Below are 26,006 nucleotides of genomic sequence, written 5' to 3'. Positions count from 1 at the left end.
TTCCGCGGCAATATTTTATACCTTTCCATAACGCTGCCTGGTGGGATATTGCCTATGTTACGCATTAAAAAAGAAGCACTAACTTTCGACGACGTTTTACTCGTTCCTGCACACTCAACGGTATTGCCAAATACTGCAGATTTATCAACTCAACTGACTGCAAACATCCGCCTGAACATTCCTATGCTTTCTGCAGCCATGGACACCGTTACTGAATCTGATCTTGCAATCGCGCTGGCTCAAGAAGGCGGTATCGGTTTTATCCACAAAAACATGACCATCGAGCGCCAAGCGGAAGAAGTCCGCCGTGTGAAAAAACATGAAAGTGGCGTCGTGACAGACCCTGTTACGGTGACGCCAGATACAACAATTCGTCAGGTACAAGAGTTGTCTGAACGCAATGGTTTCGCAGGTTACCCTGTGGTAGCTAAAGACAATTCATTAGTGGGGATTATTACTGGCCGTGATGTCCGTTTCGTCACTGACCTTGACCAGCCAGTTACTGCGGTAATGACGCCGAAAGAGCGTTTAGTTACTGTGAAAGAAGGCGAAGCGCGTGAAGTCGTGTTACAAAAAATGCATGAAAAACGTGTAGAAAAAGCCTTAGTGATTGATGATAACTTTCATTTGTTAGGGATGATCACCGTTAAAGATTTCCAAAAAGCAGAACGTAAGCCTAATGCTTGTAAGGACGAACAGGGGCGTTTACGTGTTGGCGCAGCCGTTGGTGCCGGAGCAGGTAACGAAGAGCGTGTTGACGCGCTGGTTGCTGCTGGCGTTGATGTATTATTGATTGACTCATCTCATGGTCACTCTGAAGGTGTATTACAGCGTATTCGTGAAACGCGTCAAAAATACCCAGAATTACAAATTATTGGTGGTAACGTTGCGACAGCCGAAGGTGCAAAAGCATTGGCAGAGGCAGGCGTTAGTGCTGTAAAAGTAGGGATTGGCCCAGGTTCTATTTGTACTACACGTATTGTTACTGGTGTTGGGGTTCCTCAAATCACTGCTATTGCAGAAGCGGCAGAGGCATTGGCTGGCACTGGTATCCCTGTGATTGCAGATGGGGGAATTCGTTTTTCTGGTGATATTTCTAAAGCGATTGCCGCTGGGGCAGCTTGTGTCATGGTTGGCTCTATGTTTGCGGGGACTGAAGAATCGCCAGGAGAAACTATTTTATTCCAAGGTCGTACCTATAAAGCATACCGTGGTATGGGTTCATTAGGAGCTATGTCTAAAGGTTCTTCAGACCGTTATTTCCAATCTGATAATGCGGCTGACAAACTTGTCCCTGAGGGGATTGAAGGCCGTGTGGCGTATAAAGGCCGCTTAAAAGAAATTATTCATCAACAAATGGGCGGGCTACGCTCCTGTATGGGGCTGACAGGTTGTGGTACTATTGATGCGTTAAGAACAAAAGCAGAATTTGTTCGTATTAGTGGTGCTGGTATCCAAGAAAGCCACGTTCATGACGTTACTATCACAAAAGAATCTCCGAACTACCGTTTGGGGCAATAATCGATAACGTTTCAGGGTGGTGCGGTTAATTAATACGCACCACCGATTTTATTTTTGACTTGAATTTTTGGAATTCTCCTCAAATGACAACAAATATCCATAAGCATCGCATTCTTATCCTTGACTTCGGTTCGCAATATACACAGCTGATTGCCCGTCGTATCCGTGAAATTGGCGTTTATTGTGAACTCTGGGCGTGGGACGTTACAGAAGAGCAAATTCGAGAATTTAATCCAAATGGTATTATTCTTTCTGGTGGGCCAGAAAGCACCACGGAATCAGATAGCCCACGCGCTCCTGACTACGTGTTCAATGCAGGCGTACCTGTATTAGGTATTTGCTATGGCATGCAAACAATGTCAATGCAATTAGGTGGCGCAGTTGAGGTTTCAGGCGAGCGTGAATTCGGCTATGCAAATGTAGAAGTTACTGAGCAATGTGAACTGTTCCGTGATATTCATGATTCATTGAATGAAGCTGGCAAGCCTGTTTTAGATGTGTGGATGAGTCATGGAGATAAAGTGACTGCGATTCCAGCGGACTTCAAAACGATCGCAAGCACACCAAGCTGCCCATATGCCATCATGGCAAATGAGGAAAAAAGGTTCTATGGGGTTCAATTCCACCCAGAAGTTACTCACACACACCAAGGTTTAAATATCTTAAAACGTTTTGTACAAGATATTTGCCAATGTGAGGCACTATGGACACCAGCGGCAATTATAGAAGACACGGTTGCGCGCTTGAAAGAGCAAATCGGAGATGATCATGTATTGCTGGCACTTTCAGGTGGCGTTGATTCATCAGTAACGGCTCTGTTATTAAACCGTGCAATTGGCAAGCGTTTGACCTGCGTATTCGTTGATAACGGCTTATTACGTTTAAATGAAGCAGACCAAGTGATGGAAATGTTCGAGGGTAAATTTGACTTGAACATCATTCATGCTAAAGCTGAAGATCGTTTCTTAAGTGCATTAGCAGGGATCAGCGATCCTGAAGCTAAACGTAAGAAAATTGGCCATGTATTTATCGAGGTATTCGATGAAGAGTCATCGAAGCTTCCTAACATTAAATGGCTAGCACAAGGGACAATTTACCCTGATGTTATTGAATCCGCCGCTTCAGCGACAGGTAAGGCACACGTTATCAAATCACACCATAACGTAGGTGGTTTACCGGATGACATGAAGTTAGGTTTGGTTGAGCCGTTAAAAGAACTGTTTAAAGATGAAGTACGTAAAATCGGTCTTGAACTGGGCCTGCCATACGACATGTTATATCGCCATCCATTCCCAGGACCAGGCTTAGGCGTTCGTGTACTCGGCGAAGTTAAGAAAGAATATTGTGATTTACTACGCCGCGCAGATGCTATCTTTATTGAAGAACTACATAAGGCAGATTTATACCATAAAGTTAGCCAAGCATTTACCGTGTTTTTACCTGTTCGTTCCGTCGGTGTGATGGGAGATGGTCGTAAATACGATTGGGTTGTTTCTCTGCGTGCTGTTGAGACTATTGACTTTATGACCGCTCATTGGGCACATTTACCATATGATTTCTTAGGCCGTGTATCAAACCGCATTATCAATGAAATTAGCGGTATTTCTAGGGTCGTATATGATATTAGTGGTAAACCACCAGCAACAATTGAGTGGGAATAATATAGTTATTGCTGATAACAGTTTTTAGTTATCGATAAATCCAAAGGCATCAGTTAGTTACTGGTGCCTTTTTGTTTTTAACAGTCTTTAGCAGTTGACAATTGCCGATAATTTTGACGGTATATGTGACGGTATCAGAAATAATAATGACTAAATTGATAACTTAATACCGTCGAATAAAATATAAAAATGACGGTATCACGCAAAGGAATACCGACGTGTTAACCGATAAAAAATTAAAGAGCTTAAAGCCAGAAGACAAGCTATATAAGGTAGCTGATCGTGACGGTTTGTATGTTGCTGTTACAAAAACTGGCGCTATATCATTTAGATATGATTACCGCTTTAACGGGCGTAGAGAAACCATAACTTTTGGACGCTACAGCGATGACGGTATTACACTTGCGGAAGCAAGAGAAATGTTAATCGATGCCAAAAAGACGCTGAACGCAGGCGTATCACCAGCTTCACAGAAACGAGACGGTATTACAAAGCGAAAAATAGGGTTAACCCTGAAAGACTATACCGTCAAATATCTATCAGAAACCCGTTTCGCAGACAGCACGCTAGATATGAAGACTGCTATTGTCGAAAGGGATCTATACCCAACGCTGGGTAAACTACAGCTAGAAGAAATCACGACACAAAAGGTTAGGGCCTTATGTGAAAAAATTAAAGAGCGTGGCGGCAAGTCAACTGCTTTACAGATACGTGAAATTGTTGGCTCTGTATTCGACTACGTTATTGATCGTGGCTATGAGATAGAAAACCCTGTTAGCAGTATCAAAGCTTCTTCAATCGCTACCTTTGAGGCACGCGATAGGGCAATGACAGCTAAAGAAGTCGGAATATTTTTTAATGAGTTAGAAAATTATAGCTGTTACCCAACCCTGAAATTAGCGGTTAAGTTCGTGATATTAACGCTGGTTAGAAAAAGCGAATTTATAAAAGCGACATGGAGTGAAATAGATTTTGAGGAAAGGGCTTGGATCATACCTAAGTCGAGGATGAAAGGAAGAAGGGCGCACGTAATTTATTTATCTGAGCAAGCCTACGATATTCTCATTGGCTTAAAGGCCTGTGCTATGGGGAGTGAATATTTGATACCGGGTAGACATGATATTAGCAAGCATATGTCTAATGCGTCATTAAACAATGTGATCACTGGTGTTATTAAGCGTATTAATGATAAAGGGATTAATTTTGAACCGTTGACAGTCCATGATTTGAGAAGAACAGCCAGCACATTGCTACATGAGGCTGGCTTCAATTCTGACTGGATAGAGAAGTGTTTAGCCCACGAACAAAAAGGCGTACGTGCTGTTTATAACAAAGCAGAGTATGCAGAGCAGCGCCGCGATATGCTACAGCAGTGGGCTAATATGGTGGATGGTTGGATAGAGAAAGAGAAGGGTAAAATTTAAGAGGTTTATTTTTCTGAGCCTAAAACTTTTGTGGCAAGTAAAGTTGATAGCATCGACGCACCAACCACAAGCCATAATGTGGAATAAAAAAGCCGCTCAATAATTACTGGGCGGCTATCGTTTTCGGTACCTATTGCAGAAAATACATATCCTGCAATCCATGCGTACGCTATCAAAATGAGTTCAATCAATGGTGACCGCCTTGGTTATAAATTGTGGCCCAGTAAGTTCAATACTGTTGTTCGGGCATTCATTGCCCCAAGCATCCCAACCTTGTGACATGTCACGCGCAAATAACTCTATGCGATTAACGTCACCGTATAATTGTTCAAGCCTATTTTTAACCTCCCAAGGCTTTTGACTGTGTTCGCCTAAACAGCTAAACACAACCTGTTTAACGCTGGCGCTCATGCGCTCTAAGCCATTGCCGCGAGTGGCGATTAATACGTCCTCGCTATTTGCTCTTGTATAGTTTCCACCGTTCATTTTTGTTTCAGCATTGAGTAGATCCAGCAGGTCATGCCAATCAAACAAAGTGCCATTCTGTAGGGCTTTATCGAAACGTTCATGAGCCAGTGAGTTGAATTTAACCCATGTAAATGCCTTAGGTGTGCGGACGGTAAATCCCCATGCTTTGGCTAGCTCAAATGCTTCTTGCACAAAATTGCCTGTATACCACATGGCAAGGACTGAGTTTTCTGCGGCGATGGTATGAACTGGAAGGTGTTTTAAATCAAAAAGGCTGGTGGTTTGGTAGTGGTTATTTGCGGCACCATTAGAAACTTTATTGCTGTATTGCCAAGGGGGATCGCAATAAATAAGATCATATTTTTTCATTATCACCTACACTAGGTTAATTACCTTTCTAAAATAGAATGCAATTCTTAAAGCAAAAACATCAAACTTATTTTTGTTGTTTAATGCAACTCTATAATATTCGCATTTCTCACAAGAGTATTCATAATAAAATAACTCTTCTTTGTTGAGTTTCTTATTACACCATACACAACGAGTTTTATTCATTTGTATAATCCAGTTTCTTTAGCTGCTTTTTCAACATCATTATGAAATACAGTTAATCGATTAATTAAATCTTCCGTTGGCTCAGTGGCGTTAATTACTTCTTTCCATAGTGCAGTACATCTTATTTGAAGCTTTCCTCCTATTTCAGCGTTACGCAATCGAATCATTCCAGTATCTTGCGCATCCCAATTCAAACGAGTAAATAATGAATTAAGTATTTTTTGCTTATCTTCCATCACTCCACCTTATTTAGTTCTTCAATGCCTGACTTTGTTAATTTCCATCCATCTTTAGGGTGAAGCTTAATAAGTCCTTTATTCTCCAGTGAGAAAATTGATAACTTATTGCTTAGCTGCCCATATCCATTATTTATGTTTTTTAACGTGCTAATTTGACGATCTGTTAATTTCATAACTTCACCTTTTTAAATTCAATCACCCATACCCACGGATTATTATTCCAGCTTTCTTCTCCGTAGATGGAACGCCAAGTATCTTCCCAAACTTGAAAGCCATAAGTTACAGGAATGAAATCATAAAGACCGCAGCCAATCTCTTTGCAAATATCCCCTAGGGTAGTGGCGTGCAATTGTTGCAACCAAACATCAGTAATTTCAATTTTCCCTTTGATATTGCCGTCCTTGTCAGCAGCGCTGATGATGTCGCCAATCTCACCATATGGGCAATCAACATCAACAAAACCATGGCGCCACGCTGCACATACTTGCTCTGACAGCGAATAATCTTCTTGCCATGCCCCAAGCTTGCGTAACTCTTCTTCTGTTACTTTTGGTTGTGGCACAATCGGTCTACGTGTCTGCGTTTTTCTGCCATCAATGACAGCCGCTAACATTGCATCGTTAAACTTGATTCTGTCTTTCATAATTACCTCTATTGATATGTTTTGAGCAAAATATGTAATCTGTAAAGCCATGTTTTAAAAGGTTTATTTATTTAATTGTTGGTGGTATGATCGATTTTCAACCGTTAACGAGGAAGGAACATGAGCACTAAAATCTATTTATCCAATGTTGTTGATAAAAGTAATTATGATATAAAGCGTCGGCAACTATTTAAAGTTACTGAAATAGAGAATGGGATTTCATTTCCATTTCATGGAAATAGTTCTTTATTTAACATGCTAAATAAAGGGGATATTATTGAAGTGTTTTCTCCTTCTGAACCAGCTAGAAAGGCGACTGTGAGCAATATAAGAATGAATGACATTTACTTTAAGTTTTCTTAAAGATACAAGCCAAGGATAGGCTTCTTTTAATTCACACTTATTTGTTTTAATGCCTCACGAACTGCATTTAAGCGCGATTCCATTCTTAGATATTTAGGGTTGGGAATAGAAGGCCAATCGTTATACCAAGCATCATCGCCAAACAAACTAAGCAACTTACTTCCTATATAGCAATTGCAACAATCACTCTTAACATCATCGGATGATTCAATTAAATCCCAATACTCCCTTGCTTCGTATTGGTCTATTTCATCATCTTTGCGCAGTTCGATAACTTGCTTTTTAGCATATTCAGCATTTGCATCGTTATCATCATCTATCTCAGAGTTTAAATTAGAATCTAGCTTACCTATCCAGTAGTGGTTATTAATCCTATGAATAAACTCAACTAGTGAGCTGCCCATAGAGCCCCAAAAACAAGACCATGAATCGCCACTTTCGCTAATAGTAACTCTGCCATTTTTGTTATCACCGTAATCTTCAAGGTAAACATGAATGGGGTCGTGACGCTCTATGCCTGCTATCACCAGTTTAGTCACTTGAGATTGTTCAACCTTCATATTCATTCCTATTATTGCATCTATTTAATCGATATGATTAAAATAATTCATCATTGTTTTTAATTTATGACCTATAGTTAATTTGAACTTTCTAATTATTTTTGTAGTCCTCGCCGATTCTCCCTGTGTCGGCATTTTTTTATCTACTTCCTTGCTAAATTCCATGGCTTAACTATTCTTAAACTGCATACACAGATAAATTATAAGTTTCATTCCTACACGTCCCCTTGCCGCTCTCTCTGGGCGGCATTTTTTATTCATTGCATCCCTGCGAGTTAAATTAAGCTGTCCGTAGCTTTTCTAGTTCTGGGTAATATTTGCGGATTAATTCAATTGCTTCTGCAAAGCTAATTTCGCCTTCCATCTGCTTATCGAACCAAGTTTGAATATCTTCTGAATTGCCGTCGCTATCTTTCAGGTCACCAAAAATATCAACCTCAGAATCCCATTCCAAAGCACCATATAACCAGTCAGTAGCTTCTTTAACTTTTCCTTTACTAATTAAAAAAGCAGCTACCTGAATAGTGTTAGCGAAACGATTTAAGATGCAAGCGGTAGCATTACCCATTGCCGCTCTATCCATAATGCTGCTTATTTCTTTTTTGAGTTTATCTGTCATATCTATCTCCTGTTTGCATTCTTGCAAATATATCCCTGTAATTAGACGTATGGCTTAATATCGAATTGCTTAAACCATTCTTTTATTTCGTCGTATTCGTCATCGCTAATTCCATTATTTTCCAGCCACTCTTCAAATGAATCTCTGGCGGCATCTTTAGTTAAGTAATAAATAAAATTTTGCAATTTGTTTGGCTTTTTCATGGTTATATCCTTTGGTTAAATCATAAGGGAAGGGTTATTGCTTAGCCTTTTTAGCCTCAAGGGCTTTTCTGGCCTTATCAGCAGAGGATTCACCTTTGTTTTTTGTTGGGTTATTCATGCAAGAGGTGACATAAGCATTGACTTGATCAAGGCGATAAACATATTTTCGGTCGCTAAAGTAAATCTTTGTTAATACGCCTTCTGCATTTAACTTATCCAATACCGTGCGACCAAGGCCCGTTATTTTTTGCACTTGGGAAGATGAAATAACTTTCCCCAGAGCGCCTAATTCTTCTAAATTCATAATTTCCCCTAAGGTGGGGCGAACCCCCCCACAAGTTTATTATTGGTATTCGTCTTTCATATCGTTTAGCGTCAAGCTGAATGAATCGAACAGTTCGTCGCCAAGCTTGCGTTTGTTGGCATTAAGGAATTGAACAACCTTTTCAAAGGCTGCTTTAGCTTCTGGTGAGCCACCAGCAGGCAGGCTGTTAATTTGTGCTTCAAGGTTGTTGCGTGAATCGACGCGGTGATAAGCCTGTTTAGCTTTGTTGGTGAGTTCGGTATACAACGAAGTACCCATAACTGATTTGAGTTCTTCAATTTGGCTACGTATAGCTTTGAATTGTTCCAATGTTTCAGCGTTACTGATTGCTTGACGCATTTCATCAGGGTTAAATCCATCATCAACAATTTCACCAGTAATTACATCGCTGTCGCCGCTGGTGGCTTCGTGATGCTGCTCAGGCTCATTTTGCTGAGTGATTTCATTAAGGCTTACACGCTCTTTTGGTGGTGTTATATCTTTGATTGGTGCATCTGGTAGCTCATCGTGGGTGTAAACACCTAGAATCACTTCCGGGCAATATAGTCGCGCCCAATATTTAACGGCTAGGTAAGCAAGTTGTTGCTTTGGATTTGTTGACCATAAAGGTGAATTGCGAGTAACGACACTAGATAGATAAATGCGTTCTCCCCATGTGATTTCGCTATCGCCTCGTAAAATAGCACCTACACGTATCCACAATCCGTGTTCGTCGGCATCAGTCCAATCACGGACACGAAACGAATAATCTTTACCGTTTCGATTTTTGGTAAGCTCTTTGCTCTTGGTGAGTTTTTCCCATCCACCTTCGCTATATTCATAATGAAAACGACCATGAATAGCGGTTGAAGTAGAAACTAGGGAGTTAATTAATTGAGCTTCATAACCAAGGACGCCATTAACGGTATATGTTTTTTGTGCAACAACAAAAGGGTTCATATCCCATTGTATTGCCTGCATGACAATAGCTAAGCAGTCAGATGATTTGCCCCTTAAATGGTCTGGTACGGTAACTGTTCCCTCAGCCATTAGCTTAGAAAACTCAACTAAGCTTTGTAGTTTGTCAGGACTAAACATGACTAAATTATTACTTTGATTGATAGTTGCCACTTCTGACATGATGATTACCTCTAAATTGATAAGCGCCACGCAGTAAGCAGGGCGCTAGAATGGATTAAGCTTCTAATTGAAGTTCTTCTAACTTGCGTGTTTCAAAGTCAGTAAGATTAATGGTGAGTGTTTCGGTAACTGGTGCAGGCCATATGCCAGTGTTCATTGAGTTATTAATATCGCGCAGCGTCTTTTTGTACTCCAAGCGACCAAGTTCAAGCAGTTCAGGTGATGCTTCGACGATTGCCACCCAGTGGTAATTTTCGTCTTTGTTAACGAATATCCAGAAGAACTGGTCTAGCATGGCGATATCGCAGTACATTGCAGCGCTGACATGATAATCACGGTTAATAATTTCTTTACGTATCATTGCGGTGATAGCATCCTGCTTGTATCGACCTAATGAAGCTGATTTAAGGTCGAAACCAACTCTGAGATTTTCGTCATACTGAATCTCTAAGTCAGGACGCACGCGAACTTCTAAGCCTGTATCATCGTCAATACCGTAATAACTAACTTCAACTGCACGGTTAGGGTGGGTTACCAGTTTTCCAGCCTCTGGATGGTCAAATACAGCTTGCTGCATTGCTTTACCTAAACGGTACTGATCACCTGTAATGCGAATGCGCGATTCATCAGCTTGCCATGCTTGCATTAACTCATCAGCGAAAACAGTGTTAGGGGAAACTCCTTTTATTCTGGCGATAAGGTCCTCTTTCTTACCTGATGTATTCAGTGGATCTGGTTTATTGCGTTCAGTTTCCACCAATTCAGGGTTTATCATTTCCAATTCCCTAATCAGGTCGATTCTGCCACCAGATGTTTTCAAGGGTGTAGGTAAGGTATTATTGAATGTTTTGATGCAGGCTTTCATTGCGGCGGCGGTATGCTTATCTGATTCAGGTATCGTTCTAAATTCATCAGGTAAGTTTGCATACAGTCCACCAATTTCTTCTACTGAACCAGATAGCGGTAATGGCTGTGGTAGGGTAGCGTTATATGCATCAATTTCAGCTTTTAGTTCGTCATTACTCATTACTGGCTGCAATGTAGCATTGTATTTTTCAATCCATTTCTTCATGGATTCAGTATTGGTCAGTGCTTCTGCAGGGATAACTGGCGGAAGGCTAAACTCATCTTCAACCTTTTCAGGCTCTAAAACCAAGGTATGGAACAAGCTACCGAAGTCTAAGGCTTCTGAACGCTCACGCTGAATAACTTTGCTGATATGGCGGCGTTCGAAGTACATCAAGCTGATACGGCCATCTTTCAACATAGTGCTGCTAATGCCGTTTGATGAATGGTAATCATCATTTGAAATATCTGTATAACGCCCTGGTTCAAAGTAAGGTGGTTCATTTACGGGGCATTCTTCAATAACTTCTGGTTCTACATTACCAGTTTGTTTATCTTCACTGGCGTGAGTAATCACATCAGGTTTAGTAGGTTCGATTACTTCCTCTTTATCAGGCGAAACCAAAGACTGGAAGTATTTTTTACGGTCAACATTAGAGCGGAATTTATCAGGGTTCTTAATGACATTAATGTAAGCGTTGATAATGTCGTTATCGTGCAGAAACATCAGCTTTGGTGTTGATGTAGTGGTAATGCTTAACTCAAAGGCTACCTTTTCGAACTGCTCAAACTCTTCGCTGGTGGCTGTTTTGTTTAAGTGATTAGTTAGCTTATCAATATTTTCAGGCGTGTTAATGTCATTGGCCATTAAGATTGCGCTAACAATATTGCTTAACTTGCGTTGTTCAAATTGCTCTTGTTCTTGATTGCTCATTAGATAATTCCTTGTCGGTTTGAATTGCTATCCAAGTGACGAAAGCCCACTCGATACCATCTTTAAAGTTTATAAACTCTTGTCTTTTTCCACGTACGATAAATACATGAAAACCATTTTCGATAAAAAACATCATTTCAATCACCTTTAATAAACAAATTGTTTATGTTTGTGGCGTGAAAAAAATCCAGCTAAAACAGCTAGATTGATTAATATTGTCACTGTCCAAATCTTGCATTCCGAATCTACGGGTTAGCTAAGACATTCTGCGGCCCACAGAATTTAGGAGTGTGATGGCCATTCTGTATTGTTAAAGAGCGTTAACCTTGTGGGTTAATGTGAGATAAAGAATAAACCATAAAAGACAGTTGTCAACTGTTAAAAACAAATAAATAACCAAAATGTTTATCTTTTCTGTAAATAAAAAAGCCAGCTCGAGGCTGGCTATAAATGTAATGCTTTGTTTTACTTTTCGTTTTTACTAATAATGAACTCAATAAAGTCTTGTATCTTTTCTTTTTCGTTATCGGGCAATGCCGCAAATTTTTTATGATCGTAGTGAAGAACGTCTGAATCATCTTTAGACATGAGTAATTCGTATGACTTACGGCCTAAGGCTTCCGCAATTGCAGCAACGCTATCAACAGTAGCGCTGGACTCATTCTTGATAATGCGGTTTACAGTGGCTTGGCCTAAGCCGGATTTAACTGACAACTGGGCCTGTGATTTAAAGCCATCAATTAGCATAAATGTTGTGATGTTATCCCCAAGTATGCGCCCAATGTCGGTAGGCTGGCGTGCTAACTCATCCGCAATTTGTTCAGCAGGCACATTCAAGTGATCCTTATCCATGTAATACTTAGGTAGTTTGGTAAGGTGCTCAATCTTTCTAGCAATAGGATCGCTAAGCGAACGATGGCTTTTCATGTCAGAGGACATTAAATAACGAGAAATAACATTAGGAGCACAACCAAGCGCTGCCGCTAGGCTCTTCTGTTTCCCTTCGTAATGCTTTTCTATCACAAAGACAAGATTGTCTCTTCTGATATCCTGAATGCTTTTCACTGTATTTTTCCCTTGCGTTTATTTTGTTCGATATTGTTTATTCTGTTTATCTATTAAATATCAAATTAACCTTTGAGGTAAATTCCCAATTTGTTTATCATTATTTCAAATCTTGATTTATGTTTATCTTTTTAGGTGGTTAATATGGCATTTACAGACTTCAAAACATTCTGGAATGGTCTATCTAAACGTGAGCGCCAGCAATTTGCAGACAGCGCAAACCTGACCGTTCAGTATATTTCTATTCATCTACGCTATTGCAGCCGTAGCGTGTCATTACAGACAGCTAAGCGGTTACAGAAAGCCCTTAACTCATTCGGTATAGAGCTAACGTTAGACCAAATAGCAGACAAATTTATGAAGTAAATCTCACTAGGCCGCGAAAGCGGTCTTTTTTTGATTGGTGTGATAAACAATAGATCTTTTATGGTTGATTTATTTTTTATTGCTGTGTAATCTCATACCAAGTCACACAACATAATGAGGTCAAAACGTGAAAGTTACGTCAAGAATGGAAGCTGCTTCTCAAGGCAAGCTGCGCTATTTCACAGGTAAGAAATGTAAAAACGGTCATATTGCTGAGCGTTATGTTGCTAATGGTGCTTGCGTTACATGTAACTACGAAAGCTCCATGGAGTATAGGTCAACATTAAAGCAATTAATTATCAATGCTAAGTGAGTGGTGTTTGTATGCGTGATTACGGAAAGGTTTCTCCGCAATTTTGGATTGGAAAAACGGGTAAGGAGATCCGAGAGAAAGGGCATGAGGCTCTTATTGTGTCGATGTACCTGCTTACGAACCCGCACGCAAACATGATCGGTATGTATTACCTACCAATTATCTATATTGCGCATGAAACAGGATTGGGCTTAGAAGGGGCTTCAAAGGGGCTTCAAAGGTGTGTTGAATCGGGTTTTTGCCACTATGACGAAACTGCGGAAGTTGTTTGGGTTGTCGAAATGGCAAAGTATCAAATAGCCACGTCATTAAAACCATCAGATAACCGATGCATAGGCATACAAAGAGAGTATGAAAGTCAGCCTAAAAATCTATTTTTATCAGAGTTTTACGATAAATATGAATCAAGTTTTAACCTGACGGAAAAGCGTGAATCATCAGTAAAAAATGAAAGGGGCTTCGGAGGGGCTTCAAAGACCCTTGGAAGCCAAGAGCAGGAACAGGAGCAAGAACAGGAACAGAAAGTAAAACCCCCCATACCCCCCAAAGTTAAAAAAGTTAAGGTTAATGATTTTGAATATCCAAATGAATTGAACCTAGAAGCATGGGAAGAATGGATGCAGTACCGCAAGGAGTTAAAACTAACAGCATACGATAAATCAGAAAGGAGCCTAAAGGCGGCAATCACAAAGTTGTTAAACCTATCTGGTGGGAACAAAGACACACAAGCAAGAATTGTATTCCAGTCAATATCAAATGGCTGGCAGGGCTTATTTGCATTAAAAGGTGATGATTATGGGACAAGCGAATTCAAATTTGATCCAGCTGCGGGGAAGTCGAGAGCAGTTCAGAAAGTCGAACACGCAATCAGGGCAAGGCACGGACAGGAATATCTCGACTCTTTGGCTCAAACTGACGGAGCTGTATGGGGACAAATGGACCAACAAGAATGGAGCGGAACCGTCATTGATGTGGAAACGAGCGCTAAGCGCATTGAGTGACCAGCAACTGGACGGACTGTTTAAATTCTGTATCGACCGCTGCATGAATGGCAACCCATGGCCACCGGAACTATCAGACGTGATTGTCGCGTTATCTGGTGAAGCGGCTAAGCATAACCCGTTTGGGCTTGATCCTGACGAACAGCTTAGAGATTTTTTAACCTACTGCGCTAAGCGTAATAACTATCAGAGCGCGGAAATGTACCCATTCAAACACCCAGTGCAGTATTGGATGTTTACAGACCTCAGAATGAAGATGATTGACCTAAGGCTAACTGAGGTTGAATGTGAGAAGCGACTAGACAAAATGCTATCACAATGGACTGAGCGAGTTAGAAAGGGCGAAAAGGTACCAGAGCCAACACTGACACTTACCGATAAATCTAAACCTCGCCCTGCTTGGATGGATTTAATTGGAAAAGGTAAACAACGGAGACAATAAGATTCAAAGGTTATCAAAATCGTAAGCAGGATTAACATACAGTCATTTTTGATATGCGGGATGATAAATCCCATGGGCTGAATGTTAAAATCAAATGTAGAGCGTTACAGAGCGTTTTAAAGGGTGGTAAGAAAATCAATTCTTACTGATTTTTTATGGTTGAAAAGATAAACAAATTGTTTATATTAACCGTGTGGGTTAATCGAATTCGAGGTAATGGTTATGTTATTTCAGGATAGGGTTATAGAGCTACTCAAAGGCGGTCAAAGCATGTCGCTAAAGGCGATTAGAGACCATTTTGAAAGTAACGGCATTAAGGCTTCGTATTGCACAGCAAAAAACGCGATTGACCAACTGGAAAGGTTTGAAGTTGTTTCACTGGTAGTCGTTGAAAATAACGGTGTCAGAGTGTTTGGCTACAAGCTGAATGATAACTACGAGACTGGTTTAGCTAGACAAGCTAGCAGTAGTCAACGCCACAAGGTGAGAACCAGTAAGCCAAAGAAAGTTAAATCACCAGTCGTGATACCTGAATATGGCCCATGGTGCCAAACAGGTGAACCAGCGCGATTACAAATTATGTTCAATGAATTACTAGCAAAACCAAGAGCTAAGCGTATCAAGCGAGGCTTAGCGGTATGAAAACCCTTGAATATCCAATTGTACCAGTGCCTAAGCCCCGTATGACCCAGCGTGACAAATGGCAGAAACGACCAGCTGTAATGCGTTATCGGGCGTTCTGTGACGAGGTGAGAGCAAGGGGAATTAACCTGCCTGAGAGCGATTACCACGTAATTTTTGTTATGCCTATGCCGAAGTCATGGAGCAAGAAAAAACAGGCTGAAATGGACGGTAAGCCCCACCAGCAAAAGCCAGACAAGGACAACTTAGAGAAAGCCTTGCTGGACGCCATCTTTGACGATGATTCGCGAATATGGGATGGGCGAGTTTCTAAGGTGTGGGGCACCACAGGAATGATAACGGTAAGGTTACCGGAATAATTGACAATTCATGAACTTGTTACCAGTGGGTAAATAAGTGATTGAAATTACTAAATTAGAAATGAATAAGGTAATTAATTATGAAACTGAAAGTTAATCGTGGAACGTTGCTTGCTGTCATGGAATGTATGGCTGTTCGTGATGTGCGTTACTACATCAATGGTATTTGTTTTCTACCTGATGGGAAGGTGGCAGGAACTAACGGCCATATGCTTGCTTATGGTCATCATGACAATGAAATTACAGACCAAGTGATTTTGTCTGTTGGAAAATTGCCTACCAAGACCTTTGAGTACGCTGTATTCGACACAGAGGAAGAGATTGTAAAACTTCATTCAGAGTCTGGTTTTGTTGTTGGTGTTGCGCTGTGTGGTGTTATCGATGGTCGCTACCCAAACATTAATCACCTTATCGAATCCACCGCTAAAAAAGATGAAAAATTACCGTCTGTTCTGTGCCTAAACTCTGGCTATTTATCCAAATTAGAAAAGGTAGCCAAGTTTGTTAATCCACGTATGCCAGCGTATGAAATCAGAGTTAAATCAGCCACTGATGCTGTGGTGTGTGAAGTTAAGAACCCACACGATGAGCGCGTTACTGTGATGATCATGCCGATGAGATTGTAATCATGGCAACTATCGACGCAATTAGGCTGTGCTACGACATTCTTGACGGCTCTGTATCGCCTGAAAATATCTCATCTCAAGAAGTGTATGCAATTTGCACTTACCTTGATGATGTTGTTCGTGAAAACCTTGCATTTGCTCAACAAAAGCCTGTGGCGTTCATGGATGGTGACGGTGAGGTAATTAGCGCGGTTAAAAAAGAATTTGAGCAGTTAACGGGAGGTAATCACATTGGTTTCGACATTCCGTTAATTCAACTAAACAAACAATCGTGACATGTCACACGAGGTGAGATTCAAATGACACATGATGAGCTGTGCGATATAGCTGTACGTTTTCTGCAAAATAATGGGTTCAACGTTGCATTTGGGGATAGGTTTCAATCAAGCAATGGGACTGGTGAGCAGCCAGATGCTATCGGTTTTAGGAGTGGAGCAAGCTGCTTGATTGAGGCAAAGGTAAGTCGTTCAGATTTCCTTGCTGATAAAAAGAAATGGTTTAGGCAACAGCCAGAAAAGGGGATGGGTGACTGGCGTTTTTTTATCTCACCGCCAGATATTATTAAACAGGAAGATTTACCTGCAGGATGGGGATTGCTCCACGTAAAAGGTAAGCGAGTTTTCAAGGTTCATGGCTGGCCTCCTAATACCTACTGGTATGACAAAAAGCCATTTCAATCAAATAAGCAAGCGGAATGCGATCATATGTATAGCGCACTTCGTAGGTTACAAATTCGTGGTCACTTACATGAAATATATGATGGTTATCCAATTAAAAAAGGTGGTGCGGAATGATTAAACGTTACTTGGTATTTGTTGTGTTTTGGTGTGCGTTCTGGTGTGTGTTCGCTTTAGCTGCAGGGATGTTATTCAATGGATAAACATAAAATTACAGAAATAAAACCGTGCCCGTTCTGTGGTAGTCAGGTTGATATCGGTATTCATACTAACTCAATATTTGGTAGTTATTTTGTGTTTTGTAATAACTGTGATTCAACTGGGCCAATTCAAACCACAGATAGCTCGGCGGTATCGGCATGGAACAAAAGGGCTTCACATGGCTAAATCACCAGCAGAGCGCAAAGCAGCGCAACGTAAACGCCAGCGTGATGCTGGCTTGGTTACTCCGCAGTGGCAGGTAGAGGCCGAAGAGCACGAAATGATTAAGCGTAATTGTGCGTTGCGTAGACCGGGGCGCGAACCGTACGACGAATCGGAATACATTCAAATGCTCATTCGTAACGATGATGCGCGGCTCAAGCGTGAGATTGAGGAGCTATCAAAGCGTTGCTGTGGTAAGTGTGGTGAGCGGCTACCAGTGGCTAATTGCTGTCTGTCTGGCGCCGCAGAGTGTTGGAATACTAAAGGGTGGCATGAGCTGCAATTAACGGTTATTGGTAATGTTAGTGTACAAGGTGACGATAAATGAGCAAAAGAATTAAAGTAACGATATCTGTATTGATTATGTATCTGATTTTGTGCGTACCATATGTAATTATTGAGATAGGCAAAGGTACTGGGCTTATACAGGCATTTTTAATGTTTAATGGCATTGTCTTTATAACTATCGCGCTTTGGGTGTTGATTTCAATATTAGAATCTTGGGCGAAAAAATAACCATGGTTGACAAATCACCATCAATATAGAAATTTGGTTGACGCGATTTTGTCAACCAATTGATATTGTTCCGTTATGGGAATTCACATAACGACAATTCCAACCTGTCGGTATAACCGACTAGTTCAAAATTCTCATAAGGTTTGAATGTTATCTTTTAGTTGGTCATAATAACCGTAGAGGTGATGATTATGACCACAAAGAAACCACGTAAGCCACCAGCCAGAAAACCTACACCACTTAATGCTCAAATGGAGCGCTTCTGTCAGGAATATATCAAAGCCCCTGATAATCAAACCAATGCAGCGCTAGCAGCAGGCTATGCCGAAGGTAGCGCCTGTAAGCGCGCATCACAACTCATGAAAGACCATCGTGTCATTGACCGCATAGCGCAGCTTATGCAGCAACGTAATAAACGCAAGAAGCTAGACGCTGACAGTGTATTAGAGCGATTAGTTAATATGCTGGATGCCGATATCGCAGATATTCTCACTAATACGGGTGATATCAAGCCAATTAAAGATTGGCCTGCAGTATGGCGCAAAAGTATTAATGCATTTGAAATAGCTGTCATTGATGAAAAGGTTACTGTTAAGAAAGTTAAGTTGTTAGATAAGTTACGTGTTCTTGAAATGGTCGGTAAGCACGTTGACGTTAACGCCTTCCGTGAGCGGTTCCAAGTCGATATAAATATATCTCTTGCAGATAAAATGGCAGCAGCCCGTAAGCGTGCCACTGGTGGTGAGTAATGATTGATACCCTGTCACCAGAAGAGCAGCTAATTAACGATATCGGCATGTTTACGCATGACCCGTTAAGTTATGCGCTCTATGCATTTCCTTGGGGTGAGGCTGGTACCGAACTTGAAAATGCCAGTGGTCCTCGTCAATGGCAAGCGGAAGCGCTGAACGAAATAGGTGAGCACCTACGCAACCCTGAAACACGACACCAGCCGCTACAACTTGCTAGGGCATCAGGTCACGGCATAGGGAAGGCGCAGCGCATTGATGATGTTATCGATACTCCTATAGGTAGAAGGCTATGGGGGGATTTAGCTATCGGTGATTCCGTTTTTTCTAAATCAGGGTATCCAGTAAAAATTGTAGCAACAAGGCACTACAAATCTGCGCCTATGTATAGGGTTACATTTGATGACCGTTCTTATGTTGATGTGTCAAGTGGTCACTTATGGAATGTCAAAGGTCGACAGGAGAGGAGAAAAAACCTTGATGTGTGGCGTACATTAGAAACCATTCAAATACTAAGACTTGGCGTTAAGCGCAAGAATGGCAAGGCTATGGCTCGGCAATGGGAAATACCTATACAGGGTGCCGTTCAATACCCATGTGTAGACGTTCCAGCTAACCCATACATGCTAGGTATTTGGATTGGTGATGGCAAGAAAGGCTCATCAATGTACACAAAGCCAGATACTGAAATAATTGAAAAGCTAAATTGTTTGGGTATCAAAACAAGGCAAGGCGCTAAGTTATCAGTGTATCTATCTGGTGAAACGGCAAACCTAAGAGCTACAGGTATATTAGATTTAGGTTCACATGAGCGATACATACCAGATGCTTACAAATTTAACACATGTGATGTGCGTTATGATCTGCTTTGCGGTCTGCTTGATTCGGATGGAGAAGTGCATAAATCAGGATCAATAGGCTACAGCACAACCAGTGAACGACTAGCCGATGATATAGTGTGGCTAGCGCGTTCTCTTGGTTATAAAGCCATGCATCAGCCTACAATAAAAGAACCTTTCTATACTGATTCTAATGGTGAAAAAGTTAGAGGCAGAGATTGCTATCGTGTAACAATTAACTCGCCAGTTAATCCCTTTGCCATTACTAGAAAAAAAGATGCTTACAAGCCGTCTGAGTCACGATACTTGAAACGTTGGATTGAGAGCATCGAGCCTATTGGTGATATGCCAGCAATGTGTATTACAGTTGATAGTGACGATGGACTGTATCAGGCTAACAATTTTATTGTTACGCATAATAGCGCTTTCATATCGATGATCATCAAGTGGGGCATGGACACTTGCGAAGATTGCAAAGTGGTTGTTACTGCCAACACCGAAAACCAGCTACGAACTAAAACATGGCCAGAGATTGCCAAGTGGCAGCGTCTATCTATCACCAAGGACTGGTTTACATGTACCAAAACAGCTATCTATTCCAATGACCCTAATCATGCTAATGCTTGGCGTGCTGATGCTGTGCCATGGTCAGAGAACAACACAGAGGCATTCGCAGGGCTACATAACCAAGGCAAGCGCATCATTCTAATTTTCGATGAAGCCTCAAACATTGCGGATCTGGTATGGGAAGTAGCAGAGGGTGCTTTGACGGATGAAAACACAGAAATTATCTGGATAGCATTTGGTAACCCTACACGTAATACAGGTCGTTTCCGTGAGTGTTTCCGTAAGTTTAAGCACCGCTGGAAAACCAAGCAGATTGATAGCCGCAATGTTGAAGGCACTAACAAAGAGCAGATTGATAAATGGATTGAAGACCGGGGCGAGGATAGCGACTTTGTTAAAGTGCGTGTGCGCGGCATATTTCCATCAACATCTGAAACCCAATTCATTCCTACTGGCCTAACTGATGCAGCAATGAAGCGCACAGTAACACAGGCCGAAGTATCACACGCACCAATTATCATAGGCGTTGACCCTGCATACTCCGGTGATGATGATGCTGTAATCTATTTGCGCCAAGGGTTACACAGCAAATGTCTATGGACTGGTAGCAAAACTACTGATGATATGGTTATGGCTAAGCGCATTGCTGACTTTGAGGATCAGTATGGCGCTGATGCTGTTCATATTGATTATGGCTACGGTACTGGAATTTACTCTATCGGTACTGGATGGGGGCGTGATTGGCAGCTCGTGCAATTCGGTAGCGCATCTACAGACCCGCAAATGCTAAATAAGCGTGGTGAGATGTATAGCAGCGCTAAAACATGGTTAAAAATAGGCGGTGCGCTTGATGACCAAGAAACAGCTGATGATTTATCCGTGGCTGAATATAAGGTTAGAGTTGACGGTAAAATCGTACTAGAACCAAAGGAAGAGATTAAAAAACGTATCGGACGTTCTCCGGGTAAAGGTGATGCGTTTGTCTTAACGTTTGCTTACCCAGTCACCAAAAAAGAACGCAATAACATTTCTATATCTAATCATGGTAGTCACGTTGTTAGTGATGCTGACTACGATCCATATGCATAAAAAAGCCTCGCATTTGCGAGGCTATTATAATCTGTCTATTAAAATTAATTTTTCCAAGTGACCGCTTTAACAATCCACATCTGTGCAGTTTGTAGCTCAGTGATAGCGATAGATGCCATTCGTTTAACTTCTGGGTCGTCTGATGTTTCACGTACGGCGTTTGCTTCATCAATCAAGTCAGCAAGCTTAACTTTGAAGTGATCAACTAGTGAATCATTCGAAGGATTGAAAGATAGACCTACAGCTTTCTGACCAAACGTTAATGTTTTGTTCATAATTTCACCTATTTATTATTAAAAAAAAGCCCTCACAGCGAGGGCAAATGTAAGCAAAGGAAAGTCACTTGATAACGGGCAAAGGAATATCTGAATAACAACCGATAACCAAAATGTATATCTTGGTTTTATATTTGTCAAATAAGATATACAATAAATCATAAAGTATAATGTTGTTTATTTTATCGAGGTGTTATATGTGCGGAAATATCCTAGGTGGTACCCCAAAGATTAAAACCCCTCCACCAGTTCAGGCGGCGCCACAAGAACAGGACGAGGCTGTAGTAGGTTCGCGTGATGAAGAGCTACGCCGCCGCCGTGCTGCCGCTGGTCGTAAGTCAACATTGCTAACTGGTGCGCAGGGTACAACCAATGCAGCATCAACCAGCGGTAAAACGCTACTTGGTCAGTAACCTAACGGGGGCGGTATGAGTTTAAAGCAGGATTTATTAAAACAACTCTCACAGCTTAAGAATGAGCGCCAATCATTTGAGCCGCACTGGAAAGAGCTTGCAGAGTATACACGCCCTCGTAGCACTCGTTTTAACACATCAGAAGTTAATCGCGGTGATAGACGTAATACGAAAATCATCGACCAAGAAGCGGCTAAATCAGAGCGTATTTTATCAAGTGGCATGATGTCAGGGATAACTAGCCCTGCCCGTAAATGGTTCCGTTTGGCTACGCCAGACCCTGACATGATGAATTATAGCCCTGTCAAAATGTGGCTTGAAGTCGTTGAGCAGCGCATGAATGAAGTGTTCAACCGTTCCAATATCTATCAATCACTGCCGCAAACTTATTCCGATATCGGCACTTTTGCCACCAGCGCATTAGCTGTGCTGGAAGATAACGAGCGCGTTATTCGCACCGTGCCTTTTCCAGTCGGAAGCTATTACATTGCGAATGGTCCTGATCTGACAGTTGATACTTGTTTCCGTGAATTCAGCATGACAGTGCGTCAATTGGTTATGGAGTTCGGGCTAGACAAAGTAAGCGAGCAAGTTAAAAGCCTATGGGATTCTGGCAACTATAGCCAGTGGATTACCGTCATTCATTCAGTTTACCCGAATTTAAACCGCATCAGCGGCAAGCTGGACGCTAAGAACAAGCTATTTAAGTCCGTTTACTTTGAAATGGGTGGTGATAGTGAACGCGTTCTACGCGAATCTGGCTTTGATGAATTTCCTATTATGGCTCCACGCTGGGAAGTTAACGGCGAGGACGTCTACGGCTCATCGTGCCCCGGTATGATTGCGTTAGGTAGCGTGAAAGCATTGCAGCTATTACAGCGCCGAAAAGCACAACAGATTGATAAAGTGACCAATCCACCTATGCAAGCGCCTGCATCAATTAAGAATCAGCGCATTTCACTTGTACCTGGTGGAATAACTTATCTTCCAATGGCTGGCGCTGACCAAATGATTAAACCGATATTTCAAGTACAGGCCGACATTAACGGATTGATTGCAGATATTGGTGATACTCGTAATCAAATCAAAGAGGCCTATTTCTCTGACCTTTTCATGATGATGCAGTCTGTAAATACACGCTCAATGCCCGTTGAGGCGGTAATTGAAATGCGTGAAGAAAAGCTACTCATGTTAGGGCCTGTCTTACAACGCTTGGATTCTGAACTGCTCGACAAGTTAATTAATCGTACGTTCGCAATCATGGCGCGTAAAAACTTGTTACCGATGCCGCCAGAAGAAATGCAGGGTATGCAGCTTAAGGTTGAATATATTTCTGTTATGGCGCAGGCGCAGAAATCGGTTGGTGTTAGCAGTATTGAGCGATTTGTTGGCTTCGTTGGTGGTCTTGCACAGATGAAACCAGAAGCACTCGACAAGCTGAACACTGACGAAATGATTGATAACTACGCTGAATCAATCGGTGTTTCCCCAACTATCGTTTCATCCAATGACCAAGTAGCCGCTATTCGCCAGCAGCGTGCAGAGCAACAACAGCAGATGCAACAAATGCAAATGGCACAAGAGGCAGTGGCAGGTGCTCAGGCTCTTGGGAACACACCTATGGATGATAACAGCGCCTTAGCTGCGCTTGCTGGTGGTGGTCAATGACACAACTTGACGATTACTCGGAAGAGGAAAAGGCAGAGATTCAGGCTGATTTAGAGCTTAAAGACAAGCTTAGAAAAGAACGTGAAGACGATGATTTAAAGCAGGTAATGAGCACTGAATACGGTCGTCGTTTTATCTGGAAAACCCTATCTGCCAGTGGTGTTTTCCATTCTTCTTTTTCTTCTGATCCCTACAGTACAGCCTTTAATGAGGGCGCTCGTAATAAGGGATTAGAGCTATTTAAAAATGTAATGAGTGTTTGCCCTGATCTCTACTTGGTCATGGCAGAAGAAGCCAAAGAACAGGAGAACAATCAATGAATTTATTTCAACGCTTGGTGTTTCGTCGCCTTTGTAATGAGGTTTCAGAGCATGGCGGCGAAGGTGCAGCTGCGACAACAACAGAAACTACAGCGGTTAAAACTGAAACATCAACAACAGGTGATCAGACTACGACTACTAGTACAGAGACTGACAAGGCTAATGATACGTCCAGTACTAAGCAGGAAGGTTCTGACAAGAAGCCTGTAAGCGCTGCGCCTGAAAAGTATGAGTTTACGGCTGGTAAAGACCAAGAGCTTGATAAAGAAGCCGTGGCAGCATTTGAGCCTATCGCCCGTGAACTTGGTTTAAGCAACGAGCAAGCGCAAAAGATTGTTGATGTGTACGGCTCTACGATTATGCCACAACTGGTTAAGCAGCAAGCCGATGAATGGCAAAAACAAGTTACTGATTGGGCTGAAACAGTAAACGCAGATAAGGAAGGTCTTGGCTCTACCGAATCAATTGGTAATGCACAAAAGGCTTTAGATCAATTCGGTTCACCTGAACTTAAAAGTTATCTGGTTGAAACAGGATTAGGCAATCATCCAGAGCTTGTTCGTGTTTTTTCAAAGATTGGCAAAGCTATGTCTGAAGACGGCTTTGTTAGTGGCAGCAGTGAAAACGCTCGCAGTGCTGCGGATGTTCTTTTTGGTGATAGCAAATAAGGTATAGGAGATAAATTATGCCTCAAGCTCTAACATTGGCTGACTGGGCTAAGCGTCAAGACCCAAACAGCAAGCAAGCGAAGATCGTTGAACTGCTCAATCAGTCTAACGAAATTCTTGATGATATGGTGTTTGCCGAAGGTAACTTACCTACAGGGCACCGTACAACTGTTCGTACTGGTTTACCATCTGCAACATGGCGCTTATTGAACTATGGTGTTCAACCAAGCAAATCAACAACAGCGCAAGTTACAGATACCATTGGTATGCTGGAAACTTACTCAGAAGTAGATAAGAAGCTGGCTGATTTAAATGGAAATACTAGTGAATTTTTATTGTCAGAAGCGCAAGCATTCATTGAATCCATGAACCAGCAAATGGCTGAAACTCTTTTCTACGGTGATACAAGCATTCACGCTCAGCGTTTTACTGGCTTGTCTGCGCGCTTTAATGATCTTAGTGCTAAGAACGCCGTTAACATCATTGATGCTGGTGGCACTGGTAGTAATTTAACCTCTATCTGGTTAGTGGTATGGGGGCAAAATACGATTCATGGTATTTACCCTAAAGGTTCTAAGGCTGGACTTGAACAACAGCATTTAGGCGAAGTCACGCTGGATGATGAAAATGGCGGTAAATACCAAGGTTATCGCACCCATTTCAAATGGGAAAATGGCCTAACAATGCGTGATTGGCGTTATGTAGTACGTATAGCTAACGTTGACCTGTCTAAGTTAACCAAAGATCCAGAGGCAACAGGTGCTATCGACTTGCCTGATTTATTGATTCAGGCGATTGAGAAAATCCCTAATCTGTCTATGGGTAAACCTGTTTTCTATTGCAATCAGCAGGTTCGTAGCTGGATGCGCCGCCAGATTAAAAATTCAAAGAACGTCAATATTTCTATGCAAGAAGTTGCAGGGAAGAAGGTTGTTTCTTTTGATGAAATCCCTGTGCGCCGTACCGATGCAATTCTCACAACTGAGGATCAGGTGGTCGCTAAGTAAGTCTGACTTATTGTGCGGTGCCTGAATGGGTACCGCTAACTTAATTTTGTTGGGAGTTCGCAACATGATTTTAGATAAAGAAACCCTATTTTCTCTCGACCAAGCAGTAACCGCATCAGCGACTGCGACCAGTATTATTGACCTAACGCCAGTTAAAGGCGATTTCCGTGATATCGGTATTGGTGAACCGCTGCAACTGTTTGCACAGGTTACTGAGCAGGCTACAGCAGTAGGTGAAGCCAAAGTGCAAGTCGTACTGGAAACATCAGCCGATAAAGCATTTACAACGCCTGTTGCATTGTTTAAATCCGTTGAAATGCCTATTGCTGATTTAAATGCAGGTAAGCGCATTGTCGGTACCGTTCCTCATGGTGTCATTAAGTATCTGCGTCTTCGTTACGTTGTCACAGATGGTCCATTAACCGCAGGTAAGTTTACGGCTGGCATCGTACTTAATGTTGATGCTCATCCTATCTACAACGCTGTAACTAATTAAGGTGT

37 protein-coding genes and 3 pseudogenes are annotated in these 26,006 nt (G+C 41.7%); 26 read left to right on the top strand and 14 right to left on the bottom strand.

Annotated elements, in window-relative coordinates; genetic code table 11:
* The first annotated feature begins 54 nt into the window (after positions 1 to 54).
* The 3 genes from guaB (at position 55) to P3L56_RS11580 (ending at position 4,606) form a co-directional block, all read left to right on the top strand.
* Positions 55 to 1,521, top strand: a complete 1,467-nt coding sequence (gene guaB / locus P3L56_RS11590; protein ID WP_042843566.1) for an IMP dehydrogenase — start codon at positions 55 to 57, stop codon at positions 1,519 to 1,521.
* Positions 1,522 to 1,604: 83 nt separating this feature from the next.
* Positions 1,605 to 3,182: a glutamine-hydrolyzing GMP synthase gene (guaA, locus tag P3L56_RS11585; RefSeq protein WP_048607329.1), complete on the top strand. Its 1,578-nt coding sequence runs from the start codon at positions 1,605 to 1,607 to the stop codon at positions 3,180 to 3,182.
* 218 nt (positions 3,183 to 3,400) lie between these two features.
* Positions 3,401 to 4,606, top strand: a complete 1,206-nt coding sequence (locus P3L56_RS11580; RefSeq protein WP_272686300.1) for a tyrosine-type recombinase/integrase — start codon at positions 3,401 to 3,403, stop codon at positions 4,604 to 4,606.
* Positions 4,607 to 4,611: 5 nt separating this feature from the next.
* Here the strand turns inward: P3L56_RS11580 and P3L56_RS11575 are convergent, their stop codons facing one another.
* The 5 genes from P3L56_RS11575 to P3L56_RS11555 all read right to left on the bottom strand — a co-directional run bounded on the left by P3L56_RS11575 (position 4,612) and on the right by P3L56_RS11555 (position 6,511).
* A complete protein-coding gene (locus tag P3L56_RS11575; protein ID WP_272686301.1) occupies positions 4,612 to 4,797 on the bottom strand; it encodes a hypothetical protein in 186 nt (61 codons plus the stop codon).
* Complete coding sequence (locus P3L56_RS11570; protein ID WP_272686302.1) at positions 4,790 to 5,443, bottom strand: MT-A70 family methyltransferase; 654 nt, start codon at positions 5,441 to 5,443, stop codon at positions 4,790 to 4,792. Before P3L56_RS11570 ends, P3L56_RS11575 begins: the two co-directional genes overlap by 8 nt.
* Positions 5,444 to 5,625: 182 nt before the next feature.
* Positions 5,626 to 5,865, bottom strand: a complete 240-nt coding sequence (locus P3L56_RS11565; protein ID WP_272686303.1) for a hypothetical protein — start codon at positions 5,863 to 5,865, stop codon at positions 5,626 to 5,628.
* A complete protein-coding gene (locus tag P3L56_RS11560; protein ID WP_272686304.1) occupies positions 5,865 to 6,041 on the bottom strand; it encodes a hypothetical protein in 177 nt (58 codons plus the stop codon). The genes P3L56_RS11565 and P3L56_RS11560 overlap by 1 nt, the downstream gene beginning before the upstream one ends.
* A complete protein-coding gene (locus P3L56_RS11555; protein WP_272686305.1) occupies positions 6,038 to 6,511 on the bottom strand; it encodes a hypothetical protein in 474 nt (157 codons plus the stop codon). Before P3L56_RS11555 ends, P3L56_RS11560 begins: the two co-directional genes overlap by 4 nt.
* Before the next feature lie 120 nt (positions 6,512 to 6,631).
* Here P3L56_RS11555 and P3L56_RS11550 point away from each other — a divergent pair, with 120 nt between their 5' ends.
* Positions 6,632 to 6,874 (top strand): hypothetical protein, encoded by a 243-nt coding sequence (locus P3L56_RS11550; protein ID WP_036964105.1) that lies wholly within the window; start codon positions 6,632 to 6,634, stop codon positions 6,872 to 6,874.
* Positions 6,875 to 6,900: 26 nt separating this feature from the next.
* On the opposite strand, the gene P3L56_RS11545 is transcribed toward P3L56_RS11550, so the two are convergent.
* The 8 genes from P3L56_RS11545 to P3L56_RS11510 all read right to left on the bottom strand — a co-directional run bounded on the left by P3L56_RS11545 (position 6,901) and on the right by P3L56_RS11510 (position 12,545).
* Positions 6,901 to 7,434 (bottom strand): hypothetical protein, encoded by a 534-nt coding sequence (locus tag P3L56_RS11545; RefSeq protein WP_136134463.1) that lies wholly within the window; start codon positions 7,432 to 7,434, stop codon positions 6,901 to 6,903.
* Between the two features lie 280 nt (positions 7,435 to 7,714).
* Positions 7,715 to 8,053, bottom strand: a complete 339-nt coding sequence (locus tag P3L56_RS11540; RefSeq protein WP_272686244.1) for a hypothetical protein — start codon at positions 8,051 to 8,053, stop codon at positions 7,715 to 7,717.
* 41 nt (positions 8,054 to 8,094) lie between these two features.
* Positions 8,095 to 8,256, bottom strand: a complete 162-nt coding sequence (locus tag P3L56_RS11535) for a hypothetical protein (protein ID WP_272686243.1) — start codon at positions 8,254 to 8,256, stop codon at positions 8,095 to 8,097.
* A gap of 34 nt (positions 8,257 to 8,290) precedes the next feature.
* Positions 8,291 to 8,560: a hypothetical protein gene (locus tag P3L56_RS11530; protein ID WP_181489735.1), complete on the bottom strand. Its 270-nt coding sequence runs from the start codon at positions 8,558 to 8,560 to the stop codon at positions 8,291 to 8,293.
* 39 nt (positions 8,561 to 8,599) lie between these two features.
* Entirely contained in the window at positions 8,600 to 9,700 is a 1,101-nt protein-coding gene (locus tag P3L56_RS11525) for a RecT family recombinase (protein WP_272686242.1), read from the bottom strand.
* Between the two features lie 55 nt (positions 9,701 to 9,755).
* Complete coding sequence (locus P3L56_RS11520; protein WP_272686241.1) at positions 9,756 to 11,480, bottom strand: PD-(D/E)XK nuclease-like domain-containing protein; 1,725 nt, start codon at positions 11,478 to 11,480, stop codon at positions 9,756 to 9,758.
* Entirely contained in the window at positions 11,452 to 11,616 is a 165-nt protein-coding gene (locus tag P3L56_RS11515; protein WP_172767124.1) for a hypothetical protein, read from the bottom strand. The genes P3L56_RS11520 and P3L56_RS11515 overlap by 29 nt, the downstream gene beginning before the upstream one ends.
* Before the next feature lie 329 nt (positions 11,617 to 11,945).
* Positions 11,946 to 12,545 carry a helix-turn-helix domain-containing protein gene (locus tag P3L56_RS11510; protein ID WP_272686240.1) on the bottom strand — a complete coding sequence of 200 codons (600 nt, stop codon included), beginning with the start codon at positions 12,543 to 12,545 and terminating at the stop codon, positions 11,946 to 11,948.
* Positions 12,546 to 12,689: 144 nt separating this feature from the next.
* Here P3L56_RS11510 and P3L56_RS11505 point away from each other — a divergent pair, with 144 nt between their 5' ends.
* The 16 genes and pseudogenes from P3L56_RS11505 to P3L56_RS11430 all read left to right on the top strand — a co-directional run.
* Positions 12,690 to 12,911, top strand: coding sequence for a hypothetical protein (locus P3L56_RS11505; protein WP_061063965.1), 222 nt, complete (start codon positions 12,690 to 12,692; stop codon positions 12,909 to 12,911).
* Between the two features lie 127 nt (positions 12,912 to 13,038).
* Positions 13,039 to 13,224, top strand: coding sequence for a hypothetical protein (locus P3L56_RS11500; RefSeq protein ID WP_117162272.1), 186 nt, complete (start codon positions 13,039 to 13,041; stop codon positions 13,222 to 13,224).
* Between the two features lie 11 nt (positions 13,225 to 13,235).
* Entirely contained in the window at positions 13,236 to 14,225 is a 990-nt protein-coding gene (locus P3L56_RS11495) for a hypothetical protein (RefSeq protein ID WP_181489738.1), read from the top strand.
* A complete protein-coding gene (locus tag P3L56_RS11490) occupies positions 14,194 to 14,667 on the top strand; it encodes a replication protein P (protein ID WP_272659496.1) in 474 nt (157 codons plus the stop codon). The genes P3L56_RS11495 and P3L56_RS11490 overlap by 32 nt, the downstream gene beginning before the upstream one ends.
* A gap of 270 nt (positions 14,668 to 14,937) precedes the next feature.
* Entirely contained in the window at positions 14,938 to 15,309 is a 372-nt protein-coding gene (locus P3L56_RS11485; RefSeq protein WP_272659497.1) for a hypothetical protein, read from the top strand.
* On the top strand, positions 15,306 to 15,668 hold the full coding sequence (locus tag P3L56_RS11480; RefSeq protein WP_154634830.1) for a RusA family crossover junction endodeoxyribonuclease: 363 nt from the start codon (positions 15,306 to 15,308) through the stop codon (positions 15,666 to 15,668). Before P3L56_RS11485 ends, P3L56_RS11480 begins: the two co-directional genes overlap by 4 nt.
* Positions 15,669 to 15,748: 80 nt before the next feature.
* On the top strand, positions 15,749 to 16,294 hold the full coding sequence (locus tag P3L56_RS11475) for a hypothetical protein (protein WP_172767129.1): 546 nt from the start codon (positions 15,749 to 15,751) through the stop codon (positions 16,292 to 16,294).
* A 2-nt stretch (positions 16,295 to 16,296) separates the two neighbouring features.
* Positions 16,297 to 16,569, top strand: coding sequence for a hypothetical protein (locus tag P3L56_RS11470; RefSeq protein ID WP_210853125.1), 273 nt, complete (start codon positions 16,297 to 16,299; stop codon positions 16,567 to 16,569).
* 24 nt (positions 16,570 to 16,593) lie between these two features.
* Positions 16,594 to 17,088 (top strand): hypothetical protein, encoded by a 495-nt coding sequence (locus tag P3L56_RS11465; protein ID WP_306804120.1) that lies wholly within the window; start codon positions 16,594 to 16,596, stop codon positions 17,086 to 17,088.
* A 78-nt stretch (positions 17,089 to 17,166) separates the two neighbouring features.
* Positions 17,167 to 17,358 carry a Lar family restriction alleviation protein gene (locus P3L56_RS11460; RefSeq protein ID WP_272686238.1) on the top strand — a complete coding sequence of 64 codons (192 nt, stop codon included), beginning with the start codon at positions 17,167 to 17,169 and terminating at the stop codon, positions 17,356 to 17,358.
* Entirely contained in the window at positions 17,351 to 17,722 is a 372-nt protein-coding gene (locus P3L56_RS11455) for a hypothetical protein (protein ID WP_272686237.1), read from the top strand. The genes P3L56_RS11460 and P3L56_RS11455 overlap by 8 nt, the downstream gene beginning before the upstream one ends.
* Positions 17,719 to 17,910, top strand: coding sequence for a hypothetical protein (locus P3L56_RS11450; RefSeq protein ID WP_272686236.1), 192 nt, complete (start codon positions 17,719 to 17,721; stop codon positions 17,908 to 17,910). The genes P3L56_RS11455 and P3L56_RS11450 overlap by 4 nt, the downstream gene beginning before the upstream one ends.
* Before the next feature lie 191 nt (positions 17,911 to 18,101).
* Positions 18,102 to 18,659 (top strand): terminase small subunit, encoded by a 558-nt coding sequence (locus tag P3L56_RS11445; protein ID WP_306804119.1) that lies wholly within the window; start codon positions 18,102 to 18,104, stop codon positions 18,657 to 18,659.
* Positions 18,659 to 18,931 (top strand): annotated as a pseudogene (locus P3L56_RS11440) (terminase); the annotation flags it as partial. The gene P3L56_RS11445 and the pseudogene P3L56_RS11440, both read left to right, overlap by 1 nt.
* A 111-nt stretch (positions 18,932 to 19,042) precedes the next feature.
* Positions 19,043 to 19,726 (top strand): annotated as a pseudogene (locus tag P3L56_RS11435) (LAGLIDADG family homing endonuclease); the annotation flags it as partial.
* Positions 19,727 to 19,918: 192 nt separating this feature from the next.
* Positions 19,919 to 21,154 (top strand): annotated as a pseudogene (locus P3L56_RS11430) (terminase); the annotation flags it as partial.
* Positions 21,155 to 21,198: 44 nt separating this feature from the next.
* Here the strand turns inward: P3L56_RS11430 and P3L56_RS11425 are convergent.
* A complete protein-coding gene (locus P3L56_RS11425; RefSeq protein WP_272574596.1) occupies positions 21,199 to 21,429 on the bottom strand; it encodes a hypothetical protein in 231 nt (76 codons plus the stop codon).
* Between the two features lie 197 nt (positions 21,430 to 21,626).
* Between P3L56_RS11425 and P3L56_RS11420 the strand changes: the two genes are divergently transcribed.
* From P3L56_RS11420 to P3L56_RS11395, 6 genes are all read left to right on the top strand, one after another.
* The gene (locus P3L56_RS11420; RefSeq protein WP_004253720.1) at positions 21,627 to 21,842 is read left to right on the top strand and encodes a hypothetical protein; all 216 of its coding nucleotides are present in this window, start codon (positions 21,627 to 21,629) and stop codon (positions 21,840 to 21,842) included.
* 15 nt (positions 21,843 to 21,857) lie between these two features.
* Complete coding sequence (locus P3L56_RS11415) at positions 21,858 to 23,510, top strand: portal protein (RefSeq protein ID WP_272686234.1); 1,653 nt, start codon at positions 21,858 to 21,860, stop codon at positions 23,508 to 23,510.
* Positions 23,507 to 23,830 carry a hypothetical protein gene (locus P3L56_RS11410; RefSeq protein ID WP_036964058.1) on the top strand — a complete coding sequence of 108 codons (324 nt, stop codon included), beginning with the start codon at positions 23,507 to 23,509 and terminating at the stop codon, positions 23,828 to 23,830. The genes P3L56_RS11415 and P3L56_RS11410 overlap by 4 nt, the downstream gene beginning before the upstream one ends.
* Positions 23,827 to 24,498 (top strand): peptidase, encoded by a 672-nt coding sequence (locus tag P3L56_RS11405; RefSeq protein WP_272686233.1) that lies wholly within the window; start codon positions 23,827 to 23,829, stop codon positions 24,496 to 24,498. Before P3L56_RS11410 ends, P3L56_RS11405 begins: the two co-directional genes overlap by 4 nt.
* Before the next feature lie 17 nt (positions 24,499 to 24,515).
* Positions 24,516 to 25,505: a major capsid protein gene (locus P3L56_RS11400; protein ID WP_272686232.1), complete on the top strand. Its 990-nt coding sequence runs from the start codon at positions 24,516 to 24,518 to the stop codon at positions 25,503 to 25,505.
* Between the two features lie 64 nt (positions 25,506 to 25,569).
* Complete coding sequence (locus P3L56_RS11395) at positions 25,570 to 26,001, top strand: Bbp16 family capsid cement protein (RefSeq protein ID WP_272686245.1); 432 nt, start codon at positions 25,570 to 25,572, stop codon at positions 25,999 to 26,001.
* The last annotated feature ends 5 nt before the right edge of the window (positions 26,002 to 26,006 follow it).

Origin of the sequence: Providencia sp. PROV024 (assembly GCF_032709665.1) — a bacterium.
GTDB lineage: Bacteria > Pseudomonadota > Gammaproteobacteria > Enterobacterales > Enterobacteriaceae > Providencia > Providencia huashanensis.
This window is presented reverse-complemented; position numbering and strand designations above follow the sequence as displayed.